Below are 18,792 nucleotides of genomic sequence, written 5' to 3'. Positions count from 1 at the left end.
GCCTACTCCGCGGCGAGCGGAAGCCGCTCCTGCCCGATCTGCGCCACCTCAGCCACCACACGTTGCAACGCCGCCTGTACCGCCTCGAAAGCGCCATTGGGGCGAATCAACCGCTCGTTCATGTAAAGCGCGCGGTCGATTTCCACCTGCACCGCATGCTGCCCCCGGGACGGGCGGCCATAGGCTTGGGTGATATAGGCCCCCGCAAAGGGCGAATTGCGCGTCACGACGAAACCCGCGTCGACGAAGGCCGCTTCAATCCGGTCGACCACCTCGCCCCCCGCCGCCGCGCCGAAACGATCCCCCAGGACGACATCGGGCCGCCGCATCCCACCACGGGCCACGCCGTCCATCGCCTCATGTGGCATGGAATGGCAATCGACCAGCACCGCTTGGCCATGGCGGCGATGCGCCCCGCTCAGCAACTCCTGCAATTTCGCGTGATAGGGCCGCCAATAGCTGTCGATTCGCAACTGCGCCTCTTCTTGGGTCAGTTTGCCGCGATAAATCGCCCGGCCATTGGCCACCACGCGGGGAATCACCCCCAGCCCCGAGGCCACGCGCGGATTATGCCCCTGCCGCGGAATGCCTTCGATGACCGACGGATCCAACTCCTCCGGCGCGCGATTGAGGTCGATATAGGCCCGCGGGGCCCCGGCTTTGATAAAAGAAGCGCCATGCAGCGGGGCGCAGTCGAACAAGAGATCAACAAAGGCATCTTCGGACGAACGGATCGCATGTTCGTCCAAAACCGACCGCCGCAGGAAAGACGCCGCATAATCCCGCCCCGAATGGGGCGATGCGAAGACCACGCAAGAGCGGTTTCGGTCCGGATGCAGTACTTCGTAAGCGGTCATCGGCATAATAAATTCCTCTAAGTCGAACATAGCGTGTTTATTCCGCGCCAAAAGCCCTTGATCCCGCCGCCGACTCCTTTTATAGCACCCCAACGGCGCGAAATTTCGCGCCCCATTTAGTTTTGGGGCCGATACGGAAACGCTGAAAAGTGGGTGATTAGCTCAGCGGTAGAGCACTTCGTTGACATCGAAGGGGTCACTGGTTCGATCCCAGTATCGCCCACCATTTATTCATCGACCCGCCCTTGGCGGGTTGCCCGCAACCCAGGCGCTGGCCCGCGCCACGACATGAGGAGACGACCATGAAGGTTCGCAATTCGCTCCGCTCGCTCAAGAATCGGCATCGCGATTGCCGTGTTGTGCGTCGCAAAGGCCGCGTTTACGTCATCAACAAGACGCAGCGCCGGTTCAAAGCCCGTCAGGGCTGAGCTTCGCAGCTTTGTAGAATTAAAGGCCGCTCCTTCCGGGGGCGGCCTTTTTCGTTGCGGATAACTGCTTGCAACCCCGGCGCAAAACCCCACCTTCAAGGCAGGCTTGAATAACAAGGAAGACCATCATGTCGGACACGCCCGAATATACGCCCCCCAAGGTTTGGAAATGGGAATCAGAGAGCGGCGGCAAATTCGCCAGCACCAACCGGCCTATCGCTGGTGCGACCCATGACAAGGAACTGCCGGTCGGCGAACACCCCTTCCAGCTTTACTCCCTCGCCACGCCCAACGGTGTCAAAGTCACGGTGATGTTCGAAGAACTGCTGGCGGCGGGTCACAAGGCGGCGGAATATGACGCATGGCTGATTGATATTTCCGAGGGCGACCAGTTCGGCTCCGGCTTTGTTGAGGTGAACCCCAACTCGAAAATCCCCGCGCTGATGGACCGTTCCGGCGACGCGCCGCAGCGGGTCTTCGAATCGGGGGCGATCCTGCTCTATCTCGCCGAGAAGTTCGGCGCCTTTCTGCCCCAAGACCCCGCCCGTCGGACCGAGGCGCTCTCGTGGCTCTTCTGGCAGATGGGCAGCGCGCCTTACCTCGGCGGCGGCTTTGGCCATTTCTATGCCTATGCGCCCGAGAAGTTCGAATACCCCATCAACCGTTTCGCGATGGAGACCAAGCGCCAGCTTGACGTGATGGACAAACATCTGGCCGAGCATGAATATTTCGCCGATGAATACTCCATCGCCGATATGGCGATCTGGAGCTGGTATGGGCAGTTGGTTCTCGGTCGGCTCTACTCCGCGGCGGAATTCCTCGACGTGACCTCTTACAAGAACGTGATGCGTTGGGCCGAGGCGATTGACGCGCGCCCTGCCGTGACGCGAGGCCGGATGGTCAACCGCGCCTTCGGCGATGACCTGTCGATGCAATTGCACGAGCGTCACGACGCCAGCGATTTCGACACCAAGACCCAAGACAAGATCGCCAGCAAAGACTGACCCCGCAGCCCCCGGCCCGGTTTGGCCGGGGGCTTTCCAACCAATTCTGGCGGAATTGGTTGCAGGAAAGGGTGAAATCTGTTTCTTACTATTTCAGTCAAGTTATCCCAATGGAACAGGACCCTGATATGACCTTCTGCAAAACATCGACTGCCGCCGCCGCGCTGATGGCGCTGGCCCTTCCTGCGCTGGCCGATGGCGAGTTGAACCTCTACTCTTCGCGTCACTACGACACCGATGAGCGGCTCTACTCCGACTTTACCGAAGCGACCGGCATCACCATCAACCGCATCGAAGGCAAGGCCGACGAACTGCTGGCGCGTATGGAAGCCGAAGGCGCGAATTCCCCCGCCGACGTCCTGCTGACTGTGGACACAAGCCGCCTCAAGCGCGCCAAGGACTTGGGCCTGCTGCAAGCCGTCGAGAGCGAGACGCTGGAAGAGCGCATCCCCTCCAACCTGCAGGACGACGACAACCAGTGGTTCGGCCTGTCGCAGCGCGCGCGGATCATCTTCTACAACAAAGAGACGATGGACAACCCGCCCGAGACCTACATGGACCTCGCCGATCCCGCGTACAAAGGTCAGGTCTGCATCCGCTCCTCGACCAATACCTATAACCAGACCCTGCTGGCCTCCATCGTGACCCATGAGGGCGAAGAAGCCGCGACCGAATGGGCGCAGGGCGTGGTCGACAACATGGCGCGTGCACCGCAGGGCGGCGACACCGACCAGCTGCGCGGCATCGTTTCCGGTGAGTGCGACATCGCGGTCTCCAACAGCTACTATTTCGCCCGTGCGATCCGCACCGATGTCGATGGCGTCAGCGCCGATATCGGCAAGATCGGCGTGATCTGGCCGGATCAGGAAGGCAACGGCGCGCATATGAACCTCTCGGGCGGCGGTGTGGCCAAGAACGCGCCGAACCGTGAGAACGCGGTGAAATTCCTTGAGTATCTCGCCTCGGATCAGGCGCAGGTCTACTTCTCGGCGGGCAACGACGAATTCCCCACCGTGGAAGGCGTGGAACTGGCCGACAGCGTGAAGCAGCTGGGTGAGTTCAAGGCCGACGACGTGAACCTGTCGGACGTGGCCGAGAACATCGGCACCGCGCAGAAGATCTTTAACTCGGTCGGCTGGGAATAATCAGTACGACAATCGCGCAGGAGGCGGGCTTTCGGGCCCGCCTTTTTTATGTGCTGTGCTGCCTCCAAACGCCCCGCCCGGCGGCACGCCGGGCATCGCCCTCCCTCCCCCCCGGAGGGCGATTTTGCAACGCTGGATCCTGACGCAGGGCCTGCGCCTTTGGCAATGACATTGCAGAAAGCAGGCCGATCATCGCCCCCCAGGGAGGGCGCTGCCCTCATCGCCAGACGGCCCGGCGTCAAGCCGCAGGCGCCGGGCCATCGCCTGCCCGTCCCCACGGGGAGGCGATTTGGTGAGGCTAAGTGCAACCTCGCGAACGCACATCACGGTTGAGCCACAAAGTGGCACGAAGCCACGTCTGCATCGCCACCCCAGGCGCTGGCCCTCGCTATCTACCGCTGACGCCCCACCTGTCGGCAGATCAGGATCACCGGCAACAGCCCCATTGCCACGATCACCAAGCTCGGCACCGCCGCCCCATTGAGCCGCTCATCACTGGCCAAGCGATACGCCTGCACCGCCAGCGTGTCATAGTTGAACGGCCGCATGATCAGCGTCGCGGGCAGTTCCTTCATCACGTCGACGAAGACGATCAACAGCGCGGTCAACAGGCTCGGCGCGAGGATCGGCAGATGCACCCGGCGCAAAGTACCCAGAGGCGTCTGCCCCAGCGAGCGCGCGGCGGCATCCATGTTGGCATGCACCATGGACTGCCCGCCCTCGTAGGCGCCAAGCGCTGCGGCCAGAAAGCGCACCAGATAGGCCAGCACCAACAGCCAGATCGACCCGGTGATCAGAAGCCCGGTGGAAATGTCGAAGGTCTCGCGCATCCAGGCGTCGAGCGCGTTGTCGAAGGCCGCGAAAGGCACCAGCAGACCCACCGCGATCACCCCGCCCGGCACCGCGTAGCCAAGCCGCGCCACATAGGCCGCGCCCTGCGAGACCCGTCCCGGGCGCAGCCGCCGGTAGAACCCCACGCTGATCGCCGCCAGCACCGTCAGCACCGCCGCCACCGCCGCAAGCGTCACCGAATTGCGCATGAACCCGAGGTAACGCGGGCTGAAGAGGCTCTGCTCGCTCTCGATCCCCATGGTCACGAGGATCACCACCGGCAGCACCGCCCCGAAGAGCACCGGCACCCCGCACAGCACGATCGCCGCCGCGGCCTGCCAGCCTTTAAGCTCGGCCGGCGGCGCGGACTGGGTACGGCGCGCGGGGTCGTGATACTTGGCCTTGCCGCGTTGCGCCCGCTCCAGCATCGCCAGCAGCAAGGCAAAGCTCAGCAGACAAAGCGCCAACTGCGCGGCGGCGGCGCGGTCGAACATGGAAAACCAGCTAGTATAGATACCCGTGGCGAAGGTCTGAACGCCGAAATAGGCCACGGTGCCGAAATCCGCGATGGTCTCCATAACGGCCAACAAGACGCCCCCCGCGATGGCAGGACGTGCCAGAGGCAGGCTGACCTTGAAGAACGCAGCCCATGCGCTCGACCCAAGCGCGCGGGCGGCGAGAAAAGTCGTCCCGCTTTGCTGCAGGAAGGCCGCGCGGGCGAGCAGGTAAACGTAAGGGTAGAGCACCAGCACCAGCATAGCCGCCGCACCGCCGAGCGACCGGATCTCGGGGAACCAGTAATCGCGCGGGCCCCAGCCGGTGACGTCGCGCAGCACCGTCTGCACGATGCCGGGGTGGTCCAGCACATGGGTATAGGCATAGGCCAGCACGTAGGCCGGGAAAGCCAGCGGCAGCACCAGCGCAATCTCCAGAAACTTCGCCCCCGGAAAACGCGTCATCGTGACCAGCCACGCGGCCCCCACACCGATGGCGAAGGTGCCCAGAGAGACCAGCAGCACCAAGAGGAATGTCGTCACCGTGTAGCGGCCCAGCACCGTGTCGATCAGGTGCTGCACCGTCTCCGTCCCGCCGCTGAGGGCAGCGATCAGCACCGCCAGCATCGGCAGCGCGCAGAAGAGGGCTACTGTCAGGGCAACACCCGAGAGCGCACGCAGCCCGTCGCGAGCGCGGCGCAGGTGAGGTGTCTCAGCGGAGGCGGGGTTCAGCGTCATGCGCCCTATTTCGACGATTTCACTCGGAAATGCCAGAGGGCGCGACGCCGCGGCTCAGTCGTAGCTGCGGGTATCTTCGATCACCAGCCCGTCGCGCGGCAGGCTGCCGGGGGCGACCAGTTCGACACGGCCCTTGAGCTTGAGCAGATCGGCCACGGATTGGGCATAGGCGTCCTTGTCCTCTCCGGCGGTCTCGATCTGCACCGTCATGACATCGGCCTCGCCTTCGCGGCTGGCGATGACGCGGGCCTTCTCGATCTCGTCGTGCTGGGCGACCAGCGCCGCCACCTGCTCGGGCCGGACGAACATGCCCTTGATCTTGGTGGTCTGATCGGCGCGGCCCATCCAGCCCTTGATGCGCATATTCGTGCGCCCACAGGGGCTTTCGCCTTCCAAGACCGCACTCAGGTCACCAGTGGCGAAGCGGATAAGCGGGTAGTCGGGGTTCAGCGTGGTGACCACGACCTCGCCGACCTCGCCGGGAGCCACGGGAATGCCGGTGCCGGGGGTGACGATCTCGACGATGACCTGTTCGTCGACGATGAGCCCCTCCATCGCAGGGCTTTCATAGGCGATATTGCCCAGATCCGCCGTGGCATAGGATTGCAGGCAGGTGATGCCGCGCTCCTGATAAAAGGCGCGCAGGCTGGGGAACAGGGCCCCGCCGCCGACCGCCGCCTTGGTGATGTTCAGCGTCACCCCCATGGCATCGGCCTTCTCGAGAATCACCTTCAGGTAATCCGGCGTGCCGGCATAGGCGGTGGAGCCCACGTCGCGCGCCGCGGTGACCTGAAGCTCAGTCTGGCCGGTCCCGGCGGGCAGCACAGTGGCGCCAACGGCGCGTGCGCCGCTCTCAAAAATCATGCCCGCGGGGGTCAGGTGGTAGCCAAAGCAATTGTGCACCACGTCACCCGCGCCGATCCCGGCGGCATGCAGGAAGCGCCCCATGCGCCACCAGTCTGGATCGTTGCTCGACGGCTCGTAGATCGGGCCGGGCGACTGGAAGACATGAGAGAAGTCATGCACCGGCTTGGTGGTGAAACCACCGAAGGGCGGCTGGCCGGCCTGCGCCTTGCCCAGTTCGGATTTGCGGAGCACCGGCAGATCGGCAAGCGCTTCGGCAGAGGTGATCTGCGCGGCATCCACATCCTTCAGCGTGTCGCCATAGCCCGCCAAGCTCTGCGCGCGGGCGATCTGCTGCGGCAAGGCCTGCGCCAAATCGGCCGCCCGTTGGTCGGCGCTGCGGGTTTCCAGATCATCGAAATGGGGCTTGGTCAGCATCCCTGTCACTTTCCTGCTATGGCATCACTGGAGAGGGCATAGGCCCGCTCAGGTCTCGTCTTGGTCTTTCCTTCGGGTCCGGGGGGCCGGTTAACTCAGCCAGCGCTTGCGGCGGCGGTAGCTGCGCACGTCGCGAAAGCTCTTGCGGCCTTCGTCGGACATGCCGAGGTAGAATTCCTTCACGTCCTGGTTCTCGCGCAGGTCCTTTGCGGGACCGTCCATCACCACGCGCCCCGATTCGAGGATGTAGCCGTAATGGGCGAAACGCAGAGCGACGTTGGTGTTCTGCTCGGCCAGCAGGAAGGTCACGCCCTCCTGTTCGTTCACCGATTTCACGATCTCAAAGATCTGCTCCACCAGCTGCGGGGCCAGACCCATCGACGGCTCGTCCAGAAGGATCGTCTCGGGGCGCGACATGAGCGCGCGGCCGATGGCGCACATCTGCTGCTCGCCGCCCGAGGTATATCCGGCCTGGCTACGGCGGCGTTCCTTCAGACGGGGGAAATAATTATAGACCATCTCAAGGTCCTGCTGGATCGCGGCATTGCCGTCGCTGCGCGTATAGGCGCCGGTGAGCAGGTTTTCCTCGATGGTGAGGTGTTCAAAGCAGTGCCGGCCTTCCATGACCTGCACGACCCCCTGTTTCACGATCTCGGCGGGGTCTTGATGCTGGATCGCGCCGCCGCGGTACTTGATCGAGCCCTTGGTGACCTCGCCACGTTCCGAGGCCAGCAGACCCGAGATCGCCTTGAGCGTTGTTGTCTTGCCCGCGCCATTGCCGCCCAGAAGCGCGGTGATGCCGCCCTTGGGCACGTTCAGGCTGACGCCCTTCAGCACGAGGATGACGTGGTTGTAGATCACCTCGATATTGTTGACCTCGAGCAGGTTGTCGACTGCGACGTCATTGGTGTTGGCGGCATCCAGCATGGGCATGACCTTTCTTGGGGTTCGAAGGTGTCCCCGGCCACCCGCAAGGTGGCCGGGAGCAGGGTTCTTAGCAGTTGCCCTCGATGGCGTTTTCCTCGGCATAGGCCGAGCTGTCGGCATCGATCAGCGGCTGGATCACTTCTTGGTCGGACTGCATGAAGTCCGAGACGAGGTTCCATTCCTTGGCCTCGGCATCCCACTGCGTCACGGCCACGAAACCTTCGCCGCCGTGGTTCTCGCAAGAGACGCTGAACTCGGGCCCGAAGTCCGGCAGGCCAAGCGCCGCCATCTTCTCTTCGGTAATCTCAAGCTGTTCCATCCCGTCGCGCATCTGGCCGCTGGTGATGTCGGTCACGCCGTGGATCTCCTGCGCGGTGCGCGCGGCCTCGGCCACCAGCATCGCGGCGTAGATGCCACGGTTGTAGAGGACTGAGCCGACCTGATCGCCCGCGCCCGCGGCTTTGCCCGCATCGACAACGTATTCCTGAAGGTCGTCATAGAGCGGGTAATCGGAACCGACGTTGTGGAAGGTCAGCGCCTTGTAGCCATCGGCCTTGGCGCCCGCGGCCAGCACGTCGTTCTCGGAGCCGGACCACCAGATGCCGATGAACTTGTCCATCGGGAAGCGGATGTTGGCGGCTTCCTGAACGGCAACTTGGTTCATCACGCCCCAGCCGTACATGATCACATAGTCGGGCTTGTCACGGCGGATTTGCAGCCACTGGGACTTCTGCTCCTGACCGGGGTGGTCGACGGGCACTTCCTTCAGCTCGAAACCATGTTTCTTGCTCAATTCCTGCAGGGTGCGGATCGGCTCCTTGCCATAGGCGGAGTTGTGGTACACGAGCGCGATCTTCTTGCCCTCAAGGCTGCCGCCTTCCTGCTCCATGATGTGCTTCACCGCGACCGAGGCGCCGTCCCAGTAGTTCGCCGGGAAGTTGAAGACATGGCTGAAGACATCACCGTTCTTGGCCGAGGTGCGGCCCAAGCCGGAGGTCAGCATCGAGATGTCATCGGCGGTGACTTTGGGGATCAGCTGGTAGGTGATGCCGGTCGAGAGTGGCTGATAGACCAACGCGCCTTCGCCCTTGGTGGATTCGTAGCATTCCACGCCCTTCTCGGTGTTATAGGCGGTCTCGCATTCCGGCACGCGGATGGTCTCGCCACCGATGCCGCCGTCACGCTCATTGAGCAGGGTGAAGTAATCGGCATAGCCGTCGGCGAAGGGGATGCCGCCCGCGGCATAGGGCCCGGTGCGATAGCTCAGCGACGGAAAGACAAGGTCCGCCATCACGGGGCTTGCGGCCATCAGGCCAGCTACGGCCAGTGTTCCCAGTTTGTATTTCATCGGTGTTTCCTCCCTTGGATTGTCCGACTTGGGTGTTTGGGCCGGGTTTCCTCCCTCCGGCCTCGCTTTTCATGGCTCCCGCTTAGTGCGGGAAGGGCCACAATCTCAGTTTTTCCTTGGCCACGCGCCACAGCTGCGCCAGCCCGTGCGGCTCTGCGATCAGGAAGACCACGATCAGCCCGCCCACGATCACCAGCTGCAGATGCGCCACGATATCCGTGGGCCAGCCCAGCCAGTCGACGCCGACGATCTTGAGCAAGACAGGCAACAGTACAAGGAACGCCGCCCCGGCGAAGCTGCCAAAGATGCTGCCCAAGCCCCCGATGATGATCATGAAGAGCACGAGGAACGATTTGTTGATGCCAAAGGCTTCGCCCACTTCGACCGCGCCGAGGTAGATCGAGAAGAACAACGCGCCGGAGATGCCGATGAAGAAGGAGCTGACCGCAAAGGCCGTAAGCTTGGCACGCAGCGGGTTCACCCCGATGATCTCGGCGGCGATGTCCATGTCGCGGATGGCCATCCACTTGCGGCCTACCGAGCCGCGCGTCAGGTTGCGCGCCACCAAGGCCGAGCCCACGGTGAAGATCAGGCAGAACATATAGGTCGCCCAGGCTTCGGTATTGGGGCCGGTGATCAGGATGCCGAAGGTGTCCCGCTCGGGCGCGCTGATTTGGCCGGAGGCGGAGTAGTTGTAGAACCACGGCACCCGGTTGAAGAGCCACACGAGGAAGAACTGCGCCGCCAGCGTCGCCACGGCAAGGTAAAAGCCCTTGATCCGCAAGCTCGGCAGGCCGAAGAGCGCCCCCACCGCGGCGGTGATGCCGCCCGCCAGCAGGATGTGGATGAACATGCTGACCTCGGGCATGGCCGTCATCAGCTTGTAGCAGGCATAAGCCCCCACCGCCATGAAGCCCCCGGTGCCAAGGCTCACCTGCCCGCAATAACCCACGAGGATGTTCAGCCCGATCGCCGCGATGGCGTAGATCAGGAAGGGCAGGAACAGCGAGTTCACCCAGTAGTCGTTGACCACAAAGGGCACGACGAAGACCGCGATGAACAGCACCAGATAGTAGCGGTACCGGTCGAACCGGATCGGGAAGGTCTGCTGGTCCTGGGCGTAGGATGTGTTGAAATCGCCCGCTTCACGATAGAACATTAGACTGCTTTCCCTTCTGCGGTAGTCATTTGCACTGCACTTGCCTGCAATGCCGTGCCATAGGGTGCGCGCGCGCCGCGCACCAAGCCGTTATCAATTCGGGGCTTCGCCCTTTGAACAGGCGAAACTGTCCCCCGGACAGTTTCCGGGTAGCCTGTATCAAACCCGTTCAATGATCTTCTCCCCGAACAGGCCCTGCGGGCGGAAGACAAGGAAGACCAGCGCCAGCATGTAAGCGAACCAGTTCTCGGTCGCGCCGCCAAGGAAGGGGGCGCCGATCAGGAACTCGAAGAGCTTCTCGCCCACGCCGATGATCAGACCGCCGACGATGGCGCCGGGGATCGAGGTGAAGCCGCCCAGCATCAGCACCGGCAGCGCCTTCAGCGCGATGAGCGAGAGCGAGAACTGCACGCCCGACTTGGCACCCCACATGATGCCCGCGACCAGCGCCACGAAACCCGCGAGCGACCAGACAAGGATCCAGATGAAGTTCAGCGAGACACCGACCGAAAGCGCGGCCTGATGGTCATCCGCCACGGCGCGCATGGCGCGGCCCTGCTTGGTGTATTGCGCGAACATCACCAGCCCGATCACGAGCACCGCCGCCACGATGGAAGCCACGATATCGAGGTTGTCGATGAAAAAGCCGTAGCCGGTGGCGTTATAGGTGAATTCGTCGATCCAGACGTTGATGCCCTGCGGCAGGCCGACGTCTAGCGTCTTGATCTCGGAACCCCACATCAGGTCGCCCACGCCTTCGAGGAAATAGGCCAGACCGATGGTCGCCATGAAGAGGATGATCGGCTCTTGCCCCACGAGGTAGCGAAAGACGAAACGCTGCACGCAATAGGCCAGCACGATCATCACGACCATGGTCAGCACGATGGCAAGGAACGCCGGAATGTGCCAGCCGAAGTGATGCACTTCGGTACCAAGGATCGCGTTGATCAGATGGCCGAAAGGCACCTGCCCTTCCATGATCCCCACCAGCGTCAGCGCGGCGAAAAGCGCCATGACACCTTGGGCGTAGTTGAAGATGCCCGAAGCCTTGTAGATCAACACGAAGCCAAGCGCCACGAGCGCGTAAAGCACCCCGGCCATCAGCCCGTTGAGAAAGACCTCGATCGTAAACGCCAGTTGCTCAGGCATCATTGGCCCTCCCCAAAGTCAGAACGGCAGTGTCGTTGCGGGTGATCGTGCAGCGCTCAGTCATGGGCCACCCCCAGATAGGCGTCGATCACCTCTTGGTTGTTGCGCACCTCGTCGGGCGAGCCGTCGCCGATCTTGCGGCCGTAATCCATCACGACCACGCGGTCGGACAGATCCATGACCACGCCCATGTCGTGTTCGATCAGCGCGATGGTGGTGCCGAACTCGTCGTTCACGTCGAGGATGAAGCGGCTCATGTCCTCTTTCTCTTCGACGTTCATGCCCGCCATCGGCTCGTCCAGCAGCAGGATCGTCGGCTCGGCCGCCAAGGCGCGGGCCAATTCAACGCGTTTCTTCAAACCGTAAGGCAGACGCGCCACGGGCGTCTTGCGGATCGCCTGAATTTCCAGAAAGTCGATGACCTTCTCGGCGATCTCGCGGTTCTCGATCTCTTCGCGCTCGGCTGCGCCTTTCCAGAAGGATTGCGCCAGCAGCCCCGATTTCATCTGCGTCAGACGGCCCGTCATCACGTTGTCGAGCACCGACATACCTTCAAAAAGCGCGATGTTCTGGAAGGTCCGGGCGATGCCCTGCTGGGCCACCTGATAGGGTTTCATCGGGGGCCGCTTGGCGCCCTTGTACCAGACCTCACCCTCTTGGGGGACATAGAAGCCGCTGATCACGTTGAGCATCGAGGACTTGCCCGCCCCGTTCGGCCCGATGATCGCGCGGATCTCGCCCTCGCGGATGTCGAAGGAAATATCCTTGATCGCCTCCACGCCGCCGAAGCGCAGGGTGATGTTCTTCATCTCCATCACCGTCGGGCCGATGGTGCGGCCGTCGTCGGTGACATAGCTGTCAGCCTGATCTTTCACGCTGTCCCTTTCCATAGTTCCCGCCTGTCCGGCGCTGGCCGCGCTCATTCCGCTGCCATCCGGCGGCTGACCGGCTGCACCGCGGCGTCGCGAATTTCGAGCGTCGCCTTGATCGAACCCTTGCGCCCGTCCTCATAGGTCACTTCCGTCTCGGTGCTGACCTTGTCGGAGCCGTCATAGAGGGCGGCGATGATGTCGGCGTATTTCTCCTCGATGATCTTGCGGCGCACCTTGCGGGTGCGGGTCAGCTCGCCATCGTCGGCGTCGAGTTCCTTGTGCAGCACGACAAAGCGGTGCACCTGACAGCCCGAAAGCATCTCATCCTCGGCGACCGAACGGTTCACTTCCTCCACATGGGACTGGATCGTGTCCATCACCTGCGGATGCCGTGCCAGTTCCTGATAGGAGGCGTAGCCGATGTTGTTGCGCTCGGCCCAGTTGCCCACCGCCGTCAGGTCGATGTTGATGAAGGCGGTGCACTCGGTCCGCTGGTTGCCGAAGACCACGGCCTCAAGGATGTTGGGGAAGAACTTGAGCTTGTTTTCCACGTATTTCGGCGCGAAAAGGCTGCCGTCGGCCATCTGGCCCACGTCCTTGGCGCGGTCAATGATGCGCAGATGGCCCGAGCTTTCCTCGATGAAGCCCGCGTCGCCGGTGGCGACCCAGCCTTCCGGGTCCTTGGTGTCGGCGGTGCTTTCGGGGTTCTTGTAGTATTCCACGAAGACGCCCGGCGAGCGGTAGAAGACCTCGCCATTGTCGGCGATCTTCAACTCCACGCCCGGGCAGGTGACGCCAACGGTATCGCTGCGCACCTCGCCATCGGGCTGCGCGGTGATGAAGACCGTTGCCTCGGTCTGGCCGTAGAGCTGCTTCAGGTTGATGCCGAGCGAGCGGTAAAAATCAAAGATCTCCGGGCCGATCGCCTCACCGGCGGTATAGCCCACGCGCACGCGGCTAAAGCCGAGGGTGTTCTTCAGCGGGCCATAGATCATCAACTCGCCCAACGCGTATTTCACACGGTCCATGAAGGAGACCTTCTTGCCGTCCAGAATGGCGGGGCCGACCTTGCGGGCATGGGCCATGAAAGTGTCAAAGAGCCACTTCTTGAACCGGCTTGCGTCCTCCATGCGGATCATGACGGAGGTCAGCTGCGTCTCGAACACGCGCGGCGGGGCGAAATAATAGGTCGGCCCGATCTCGCGCAGGTCGACATGCATCGTGTCGGCGCTTTCGGGGCAGTTGGTGCAGAAGCCGGTCCAGAGCGCTTGGCCGACGGAGAAGATGAAATCCCCCACCCATGCCATCGGCAGATAGGCAAGAATCTCGTCATTGCGCTTGAGGTCGTCGAACTCCGACGACGACTTCGCCGTCTCGATCACGTTGCGGTTGCTCAGCACGACGCCCTTGGGCTTGCCGGTGGTGCCCGAGGTATAGAGCATCACGCCGGTCGAATCGTAATCCAGCTTGGCCTGACGCGCCTCCAACTCGGCGATATGCTTTTCGCGGTTGGCGCGGCCCATCTCCTGCACGGCGGTATATTGGTCGAGCTTGGAATGGTCGTATTTGCGCAGGCCGCGCGGGTCGAGGTAGATCATCCGCTCGAAGTCAGGCAGTTGGCCCTGCACCTCGATGATCTTGTCGACCTGCTCCTGATCGCCCACCACGGCAAGGCGCGCGCCGCAGTGGCCCATGACATAGGCCATCTCTTCGGCATTGGCGTCCTGATAGAGCGGCACCGGCACGGCCCCGGCCATTTGGGCTGCCATCATCGCCCAGTAGAGATAGGGACGGTTGCGCCCGATGATGGCGACGAAATCGCCCTCGTTCAGCCCCAGCTCAAGAAACCCGAGGGCCAGCGCCTCGACCTCGTCGCGGGTCTGCGACCAGGTCCAGCTTTGCCAGATCCCGTATTCCTTCTCCCGGTAAGCGGGGGCGTTTGCGAATTCACTTGCGTTGCGGTGCAACAGCGCCGGCACGGACTGAGGTCCGTCGGCACGCGTCAGCGGCTTGGCCAAATTGTCTTCCTCCCATGCCCGCCCTCCCCGGCGGGTTCGATCGCTTGTGCGATTCTATGATCCCACAAGTGACGTTCTCTTTTTTGTGGAGGTCAACTTTTTCCTGATCTTTTCCGAATTCTAACGAATTGTTACAGCGCCCCCGCGGCCCATTTTCCGCTAGTCGATCCCATTGGCGCGCTGCACCTCGCGCACATAGGTCACGATTGATTTCACCTCTGCCGGGGTAATCCCTTCGACCGGGGGCATGTTGCCGAAAGACCAGTGATGCTGGCGCACGCCATTGGTGGCGGCGACCATGAAGGATGCGTCGCCGTGATGACTGGGCTCATAGATCTTATGGATCAGCGGCGGACCACCCCCCTCGCGCCCGGCAGCGTTGACCCCGTGGCAGGCGGCGCATTTCGCTTTGAATGCCCGCGCGCCGATCTGCGCGGGGCCGCTCAGGCTCTCCGGCACGGTGACCTTCACCATGGCTGCGCCGCTGGCAGCGGGGGCCGGGGCCTCTTCGGCCTGCCACCAGATATACCCGCCTGCCAAGACCAGTGCCGCCGCTGCGCCTGCTCCGGTTTTCTTGTTCATGCTCTGCCTTTCCGGTTTCCATTCGGCGCGCTTCTCGGGGCCTCCAGCGCAAGAAGGTCAAGCGCGATTTACGCGCGGCTCTTTGCCTTTCGCCCGCGCGGTGCTAGCCCTATGCGAAAGGATGCCGATGCAGATCACCGACGACCAAACCAAAGCGCTGACCAATGCCGGTCTAAACCTGATCGCTCAGGCGCTGACCATCTATGACAGCGACCTTCGGCTTGCGGTCTGCAACGCCCCGTTTCAATCCATGTTCGACCTGCCCGACCGGCTGGTGACCCCCGGCGCGCCCTTCGAGGATACGATCCGCCATCTGGCTGGCACCGGCGAATATGGCGAGGTGGGGGATGTCGACGCTTTCGTGGCCGAACGGGTGGAACAGGCCCGCGCCTTCGTGCCGCATTACATGGAGCGGACCCGCTCGAACGGGCGCACCATCAGTGTCGAAGGCTCGCCCTTGCCCCAAGGCGGCTGGGTCACCGTCTATACCGACATCACCAACACCAAGCGGCAAGAGGCGCTGTTGCGGGCTCGTTCAGACGCGCTGAGCGATCAACTGCTGTCCCATGCCGAACAACTGGCCGCCACGAACCGCCAGTTGGAGGCGACGATCACCGCGCTGGAGGAGGCCAAACGACAGGTCACCGAAAGCGAGGCCCGCACCCGGCTGACGACCGAGATGATGCCCGCCCATATCGCCCATGTCGACGCGAGCGGGCATTACATCTACTCCAACCGCCGGCTCAGCAGCGTGATGCCGGGGCGGCCCAGCAACATCTACGGGCTGCATATCAGTGACGCGCTTGGGGCGGCGGCCTATGCGCGGATCAAGCCCGCGCTGACCCAAGCCTATGCGGGCAGCCCGGCGGTGATCGAATTCACCCATGACGAATCCGCCCGCCGCATTCGCGGTGCGTTTACCCCCGACGGGCGCGGCGGGGTCTATATCCTGTCGATGGACATCACCGAAGAGACCCAGACCCGTGTCGCCCTGCAACAGACGCTGAAACGCGAGTTGGCCTCGCGGATGATCTCTGGGCTGGCGCATGACTTCTCGAACCTTTTGACGATCATCCTCGGCATGCAATCGAAACTGGCCCGGCTGCCCGACATGCCGCCACAAGCGGGTGAATTGGTCGAAGGCACCTTGGCCGCCGCACGGCGGGGCGGCACGCTGCTCAGCTCCATCGCCGATGTGACCGAACCCCGCGCCCTGCGCCCCGTGGCCACCGACCCCGCCGCTTTGCTGAGTGAGCTTTCGACCCTCGCCGCCCCCACGCTGCCGCCGAAATGCGCGCTGGTGGTGCGCAATGACGTGCCCGAGGGCGCGGTGCTGCTCGACAAAGGCCGGGTGCAGGATGCGCTGTTGAACCTCATCCTCAATGCCCGCGACGCCTGTGGCGCGCGGGGCACGATCACGCTGACGCAACGGCTGGTGCATAACACATGGATCGAATGGGTGATCCACGACACCGGGCCGGGCTTTGCGCCCTCGGCGCTGGAACGCGGGGTCGAGCCGTTCTTTACCACCAAGGGCAGCGAGGGGTCAGGGCTGGGCCTGTCGATGGTCTATGACATGACCAAATCCTCAGGCGGCGATCTGCGGCTGAGCAATGCGCCCGAGGGCGGCGCGCAGATTAGCCTGCGCCTGCCCTACCGCGCCGCCGTGCCCGCCACCACCGGGCTGGTGCTGCTGGTCGAGGACACCACCGATATCCGCGCCGTGGTGCGCGACATGCTTATGGATCAGGGCCATTCGGTGATCGAGGCGACCAGCGCGGATGAGGCTACCGCCCTCATCGCCGATCTGCCCGACATCACACTGGTGCTGTCGGACATCCAGCTTTCGGGCGAGGGCACCGGGATCGACCTTGCCCGCCGCGTCGGCAGCAGCCTGCCGCTTTTGCTGATGACCTCCCTGCCCCCCGATCACCCGCTGTTTGTCGAGGCGCAAACCCTCGCGCCGGTGCTGCGCAAACCCTTTGAAAAAGACGATCTGCAAGCACTGATTGCCCCATTGAAAGCCACCGCCCCATGAGCCGTGATACCGCCCCGCGCCCGCTGGTCACCATTCTGGATGACGAACCCGAAATCCGGCAGATGCTGTCGGACACGCTGGAGGAAGCGGGCTTTGACACGCTCAGCTTTGGCCGTGCGCGGGCCTTTGAGGCCGCATTGGCGAGCCATACGCCCGATGTCTGCCTTGTCGATCTGTCGCTGCCTGACACTGACGGGCTGACACTAGTACACCGGCTGGCGCTAGAGCAAGGCGCCATCGTGATCATCATTTCGGGCCGCGCACAGGTGCAGGACCGGGTCACGGGGCTGGAGTTGGGGGCCGACGACTACATCATCAAACCCTTCGATCCTGCCGAAGTGGTCGCCCGTATCCGCGCCCGCCTGCGCAGCGCCAAGCCGACTCCGCAGGCCGGCACCACCGCACGGTTCAACGGCTGGACCGCGCATTTCGACCGCTATGTGTTGCAAGATGCCACGGGTACCGAGGTGACCTTTTCACATGCCGAGGGCGAGGTACTGCGGCTCTTCCTCGACGCGCCGAAACGGCTGATCAGCCGCGCGCAGATGCAAGAAAGCCTCGGCGGCGTCGCCTCGGAAAGTTTTGACCGAGCGATGGACGTGCGCATCTCGCGGCTGCGCACGAAGCTTGGCGAAGACCCGAAGAACCCGCAACTGATCAAGACGATCTACGGCGCGGGCTATATCTTCCTCGGCGATGTGGACTGGGACTGAGCGCGTTTAAAGCGCCGCCACCGCCCGCCCCAACACCTCGACTGCCGCGACCAAATCGGCCTCATCCGTGTCTTCTTCGAAGGCATGGCTGATCCCGTTGATCGACGGCGCGAACAGCATCGCGACCGGCATCAGCCGCGCCACATTGGTCGCGTCATGCAGCGCACCCGAGGGCATCTTGCGCCATTTGCCGGGGGCCACGGCTTCAGCCGCCTTCGCCAGCGCATCGCGCAGCCGCGCGTCCATGGCAACCGGCTCCAGCCCCAACATCGGGCCAAAGCTCAGGTCCATCCCGCGGCCCTTGGCAACCTCTTCGGCGGTTTCGCGAATGATCCTCTCCATCCGCCCCAAACGGTCGCTATCCCCGTCGCGCCATTGCATGGAGAACACGGCCTTGCCCGGCACGATGGACGAGGCATTGGGGTGCAGGCTGACATGGCCGATGGTCCAGACGGTGCTCGGCGTCACCACATTGCGCAGCCGGTCGTTCAGCAGACTGTTAAACTCCGACACCGCCTGAAAAGCATCGCGCCGCACCGCCATCGGGGTGGTGCCCGCGTGGTTCTGCTGGCCCTCAAAGGTCACCTTCATGTCGCGGATGCCGACGATGTCGCTGACCACGCCGATCTGCTCACCGCTGTCATCCAGCGTCGGCCCCTGTTCGATGTGCAACTCGATATAGCCGGTGAACTGCGCGGGATCGACGGGGCCGGTGACCATGCCCGCCACCGCGCGGCGCGCCTCGGCCAAGCTCACCCCGGCGTCATCCGTAAAGCCATCGGCCTCGGCCTGATCCAAAGCGCCGGACCAGACCGTCGAACCGGTGGTCACGCCAAAGCGCCCCTCTTCGTCCTGAAAGGACACGACCGAGACTGCAGGCCCTCCGGCCTCCCCCGCCGCGCGGGCGACTTCAAGCGCGGCGATCACGCCCAAGGCCCCATCAAGCCAGCCGCCTTCGGGCTGGCTGTCGGAATGCGACCCCAGCAGGATCGACGGGCCGTCAGCAAGCCCAAAAAGGTTGCCCATGGCGTCGACCTCGACCTTCAGCCCCGCATCGCGCATCCGCCCGGCAAGCCATTCGCGCGCTTCCACATCGGCGGCGGAATAGGCCGGGCGCACCACGCCCTTGCCCACACCCGCAGCGCCGATGGCGCGCAGATCGTGCAGGTCTTTCAAGAAACGGGCGGCATCAATCTTCATTCTTCCAA

16 protein-coding genes and 1 tRNA gene are annotated in these 18,792 nt (G+C 63.3%); 6 read left to right on the top strand and 11 right to left on the bottom strand.

The features are described from left to right. Window positions 1-2: 2 nt before the first annotated feature. On the bottom strand, window positions 3-863 hold the full coding sequence (locus tag ACGYK9_RS09515) for an N-formylglutamate amidohydrolase (protein WP_209218410.1): 861 nt from the start codon (window positions 861-863) through the stop codon (window positions 3-5). 145 nt (window positions 864-1,008) lie between these two features. On the opposite strand from ACGYK9_RS09515, the gene ACGYK9_RS09510 reads away from it, so the two are divergent. The 4 genes from ACGYK9_RS09510 to ACGYK9_RS09495 all read left to right on the top strand — a co-directional run bounded on the left by ACGYK9_RS09510 (window position 1,009) and on the right by ACGYK9_RS09495 (window position 3,434). Further along, window positions 1,009-1,083, top strand: a tRNA-Val gene (locus tag ACGYK9_RS09510). Between the two features lie 76 nt (window positions 1,084-1,159). Then, window positions 1,160-1,285 (top strand): type B 50S ribosomal protein L36, encoded by a 126-nt coding sequence (gene ykgO, locus ACGYK9_RS09505; RefSeq protein ID WP_005850168.1) that lies wholly within the window; start codon window positions 1,160-1,162, stop codon window positions 1,283-1,285. Window positions 1,286-1,413: 128 nt separating this feature from the next. Next, on the top strand, window positions 1,414-2,289 hold the full coding sequence (gene yghU / locus ACGYK9_RS09500; protein ID WP_394409952.1) for a glutathione-dependent disulfide-bond oxidoreductase: 876 nt from the start codon (window positions 1,414-1,416) through the stop codon (window positions 2,287-2,289). Window positions 2,290-2,417: 128 nt separating this feature from the next. After that, window positions 2,418-3,434, top strand: coding sequence for a Fe(3+) ABC transporter substrate-binding protein (locus ACGYK9_RS09495; protein WP_394409949.1), 1,017 nt, complete (start codon window positions 2,418-2,420; stop codon window positions 3,432-3,434). A 392-nt stretch (window positions 3,435-3,826) separates the two neighbouring features. Here ACGYK9_RS09495 and ACGYK9_RS09490 read toward each other — a convergent pair whose 3' ends face one another. The 9 genes from ACGYK9_RS09490 to ACGYK9_RS09450 all read right to left on the bottom strand — a co-directional run bounded on the left by ACGYK9_RS09490 (window position 3,827) and on the right by ACGYK9_RS09450 (window position 14,833). Beyond that, window positions 3,827-5,497: an ABC transporter permease gene (locus ACGYK9_RS09490; protein WP_394409946.1), complete on the bottom strand. Its 1,671-nt coding sequence runs from the start codon at window positions 5,495-5,497 to the stop codon at window positions 3,827-3,829. A gap of 54 nt (window positions 5,498-5,551) precedes the next feature. Further along, window positions 5,552-6,778, bottom strand: a complete 1,227-nt coding sequence (locus tag ACGYK9_RS09485; protein ID WP_394409943.1) for a phenylacetate--CoA ligase family protein — start codon at window positions 6,776-6,778, stop codon at window positions 5,552-5,554. Between the two features lie 90 nt (window positions 6,779-6,868). Further along, window positions 6,869-7,705 (bottom strand): ABC transporter ATP-binding protein, encoded by an 837-nt coding sequence (locus tag ACGYK9_RS09480; protein WP_067267747.1) that lies wholly within the window; start codon window positions 7,703-7,705, stop codon window positions 6,869-6,871. A gap of 67 nt (window positions 7,706-7,772) precedes the next feature. Beyond that, on the bottom strand, window positions 7,773-9,053 hold the full coding sequence (locus ACGYK9_RS09475) for an ABC transporter substrate-binding protein (RefSeq protein WP_394409940.1): 1,281 nt from the start codon (window positions 9,051-9,053) through the stop codon (window positions 7,773-7,775). An 82-nt stretch (window positions 9,054-9,135) separates the two neighbouring features. Continuing rightward, a complete protein-coding gene (locus tag ACGYK9_RS09470; RefSeq protein WP_067267750.1) occupies window positions 9,136-10,212 on the bottom strand; it encodes a branched-chain amino acid ABC transporter permease in 1,077 nt (358 codons plus the stop codon). Between the two features lie 159 nt (window positions 10,213-10,371). Next, window positions 10,372-11,361 (bottom strand): branched-chain amino acid ABC transporter permease, encoded by a 990-nt coding sequence (locus ACGYK9_RS09465; RefSeq protein WP_271688894.1) that lies wholly within the window; start codon window positions 11,359-11,361, stop codon window positions 10,372-10,374. Window positions 11,362-11,417: 56 nt separating this feature from the next. Then, window positions 11,418-12,236 carry an ABC transporter ATP-binding protein gene (locus ACGYK9_RS09460; RefSeq protein WP_394410009.1) on the bottom strand — a complete coding sequence of 273 codons (819 nt, stop codon included), beginning with the start codon at window positions 12,234-12,236 and terminating at the stop codon, window positions 11,418-11,420. Window positions 12,237-12,280: 44 nt separating this feature from the next. After that, window positions 12,281-14,251, bottom strand: coding sequence for an AMP-binding protein (locus ACGYK9_RS09455; protein ID WP_394409937.1), 1,971 nt, complete (start codon window positions 14,249-14,251; stop codon window positions 12,281-12,283). 159 nt (window positions 14,252-14,410) lie between these two features. Next, window positions 14,411-14,833, bottom strand: a complete 423-nt coding sequence (locus ACGYK9_RS09450; protein WP_394409934.1) for a c-type cytochrome — start codon at window positions 14,831-14,833, stop codon at window positions 14,411-14,413. A 127-nt stretch (window positions 14,834-14,960) separates the two neighbouring features. Between ACGYK9_RS09450 and ACGYK9_RS09445 the strand changes: the two genes are divergently transcribed. Both ACGYK9_RS09445 and ACGYK9_RS09440 read left to right on the top strand, forming a co-directional pair. Continuing rightward, entirely contained in the window at window positions 14,961-16,871 is a 1,911-nt protein-coding gene (locus ACGYK9_RS09445) for a PAS-domain containing protein (protein WP_394409931.1), read from the top strand. Then, complete coding sequence (locus ACGYK9_RS09440; RefSeq protein WP_394409928.1) at window positions 16,868-17,584, top strand: response regulator transcription factor; 717 nt, start codon at window positions 16,868-16,870, stop codon at window positions 17,582-17,584. Before ACGYK9_RS09445 ends, ACGYK9_RS09440 begins: the two co-directional genes overlap by 4 nt. 6 nt (window positions 17,585-17,590) lie before the next feature. Here the strand turns inward: ACGYK9_RS09440 and ACGYK9_RS09435 are convergent, their stop codons facing one another. Beyond that, the gene (locus tag ACGYK9_RS09435) at window positions 17,591-18,784 is read right to left on the bottom strand and encodes a Zn-dependent hydrolase (RefSeq protein WP_394409925.1); all 1,194 of its coding nucleotides are present in this window, start codon (window positions 18,782-18,784) and stop codon (window positions 17,591-17,593) included. Between the last annotated feature and the right edge of the window lie 8 nt (window positions 18,785-18,792).

The sequence above is a fragment of the Sulfitobacter sp. 1A15258 genome (assembly GCF_043557045.1).
GTDB lineage: Bacteria > Pseudomonadota > Alphaproteobacteria > Rhodobacterales > Rhodobacteraceae > Sulfitobacter > Sulfitobacter faviae.
The sequence above is the reverse complement of the archived record's forward strand: the minus strand, read 5'-3'. Positions and strand labels throughout refer to the sequence as shown.

Excerpts from the sequence above, each read along its gene's own strand:
- yghU (WP_394409952.1), top strand. The coding sequence starts at position 1,414 with ATGTCGGACACGCCCGAATATACGCCCCCCAAGGTTTGGAAATGGGAA.
- ACGYK9_RS09490 (WP_394409946.1), bottom strand. The coding sequence starts at position 5,497 with ATGACGCTGAACCCCGCCTCCGCTGAGACACCTCACCTGCGCCGCGCT.
- ACGYK9_RS09480 (WP_067267747.1), bottom strand. The coding sequence starts at position 7,705 with ATGCTGGATGCCGCCAACACCAATGACGTCGCAGTCGACAACCTGCTC.
- ACGYK9_RS09450 (WP_394409934.1), bottom strand. The coding sequence starts at position 14,833 with ATGAACAAGAAAACCGGAGCAGGCGCAGCGGCGGCACTGGTCTTGGCA.
- ykgO (WP_005850168.1), top strand. The coding sequence starts at position 1,160 with ATGAAGGTTCGCAATTCGCTCCGCTCGCTCAAGAATCGGCATCGCGAT.
- ACGYK9_RS09470 (WP_067267750.1), bottom strand. The coding sequence starts at position 10,212 with ATGTTCTATCGTGAAGCGGGCGATTTCAACACATCCTACGCCCAGGAC.
- ACGYK9_RS09465 (WP_271688894.1), bottom strand. The coding sequence starts at position 11,361 with ATGCCTGAGCAACTGGCGTTTACGATCGAGGTCTTTCTCAACGGGCTG.
- ACGYK9_RS09485 (WP_394409943.1), bottom strand. The coding sequence starts at position 6,778 with ATGCTGACCAAGCCCCATTTCGATGATCTGGAAACCCGCAGCGCCGAC.
- ACGYK9_RS09495 (WP_394409949.1), top strand. The coding sequence starts at position 2,418 with ATGACCTTCTGCAAAACATCGACTGCCGCCGCCGCGCTGATGGCGCTG.
- ACGYK9_RS09435 (WP_394409925.1), bottom strand. The coding sequence starts at position 18,784 with ATGAAGATTGATGCCGCCCGTTTCTTGAAAGACCTGCACGATCTGCGC.
- ACGYK9_RS09445 (WP_394409931.1), top strand. The coding sequence starts at position 14,961 with ATGCAGATCACCGACGACCAAACCAAAGCGCTGACCAATGCCGGTCTA.
- ACGYK9_RS09515 (WP_209218410.1), bottom strand. The coding sequence starts at position 863 with ATGCCGATGACCGCTTACGAAGTACTGCATCCGGACCGAAACCGCTCT.
- ACGYK9_RS09440 (WP_394409928.1), top strand. The coding sequence starts at position 16,868 with ATGAGCCGTGATACCGCCCCGCGCCCGCTGGTCACCATTCTGGATGAC.
- ACGYK9_RS09475 (WP_394409940.1), bottom strand. The coding sequence starts at position 9,053 with ATGAAATACAAACTGGGAACACTGGCCGTAGCTGGCCTGATGGCCGCA.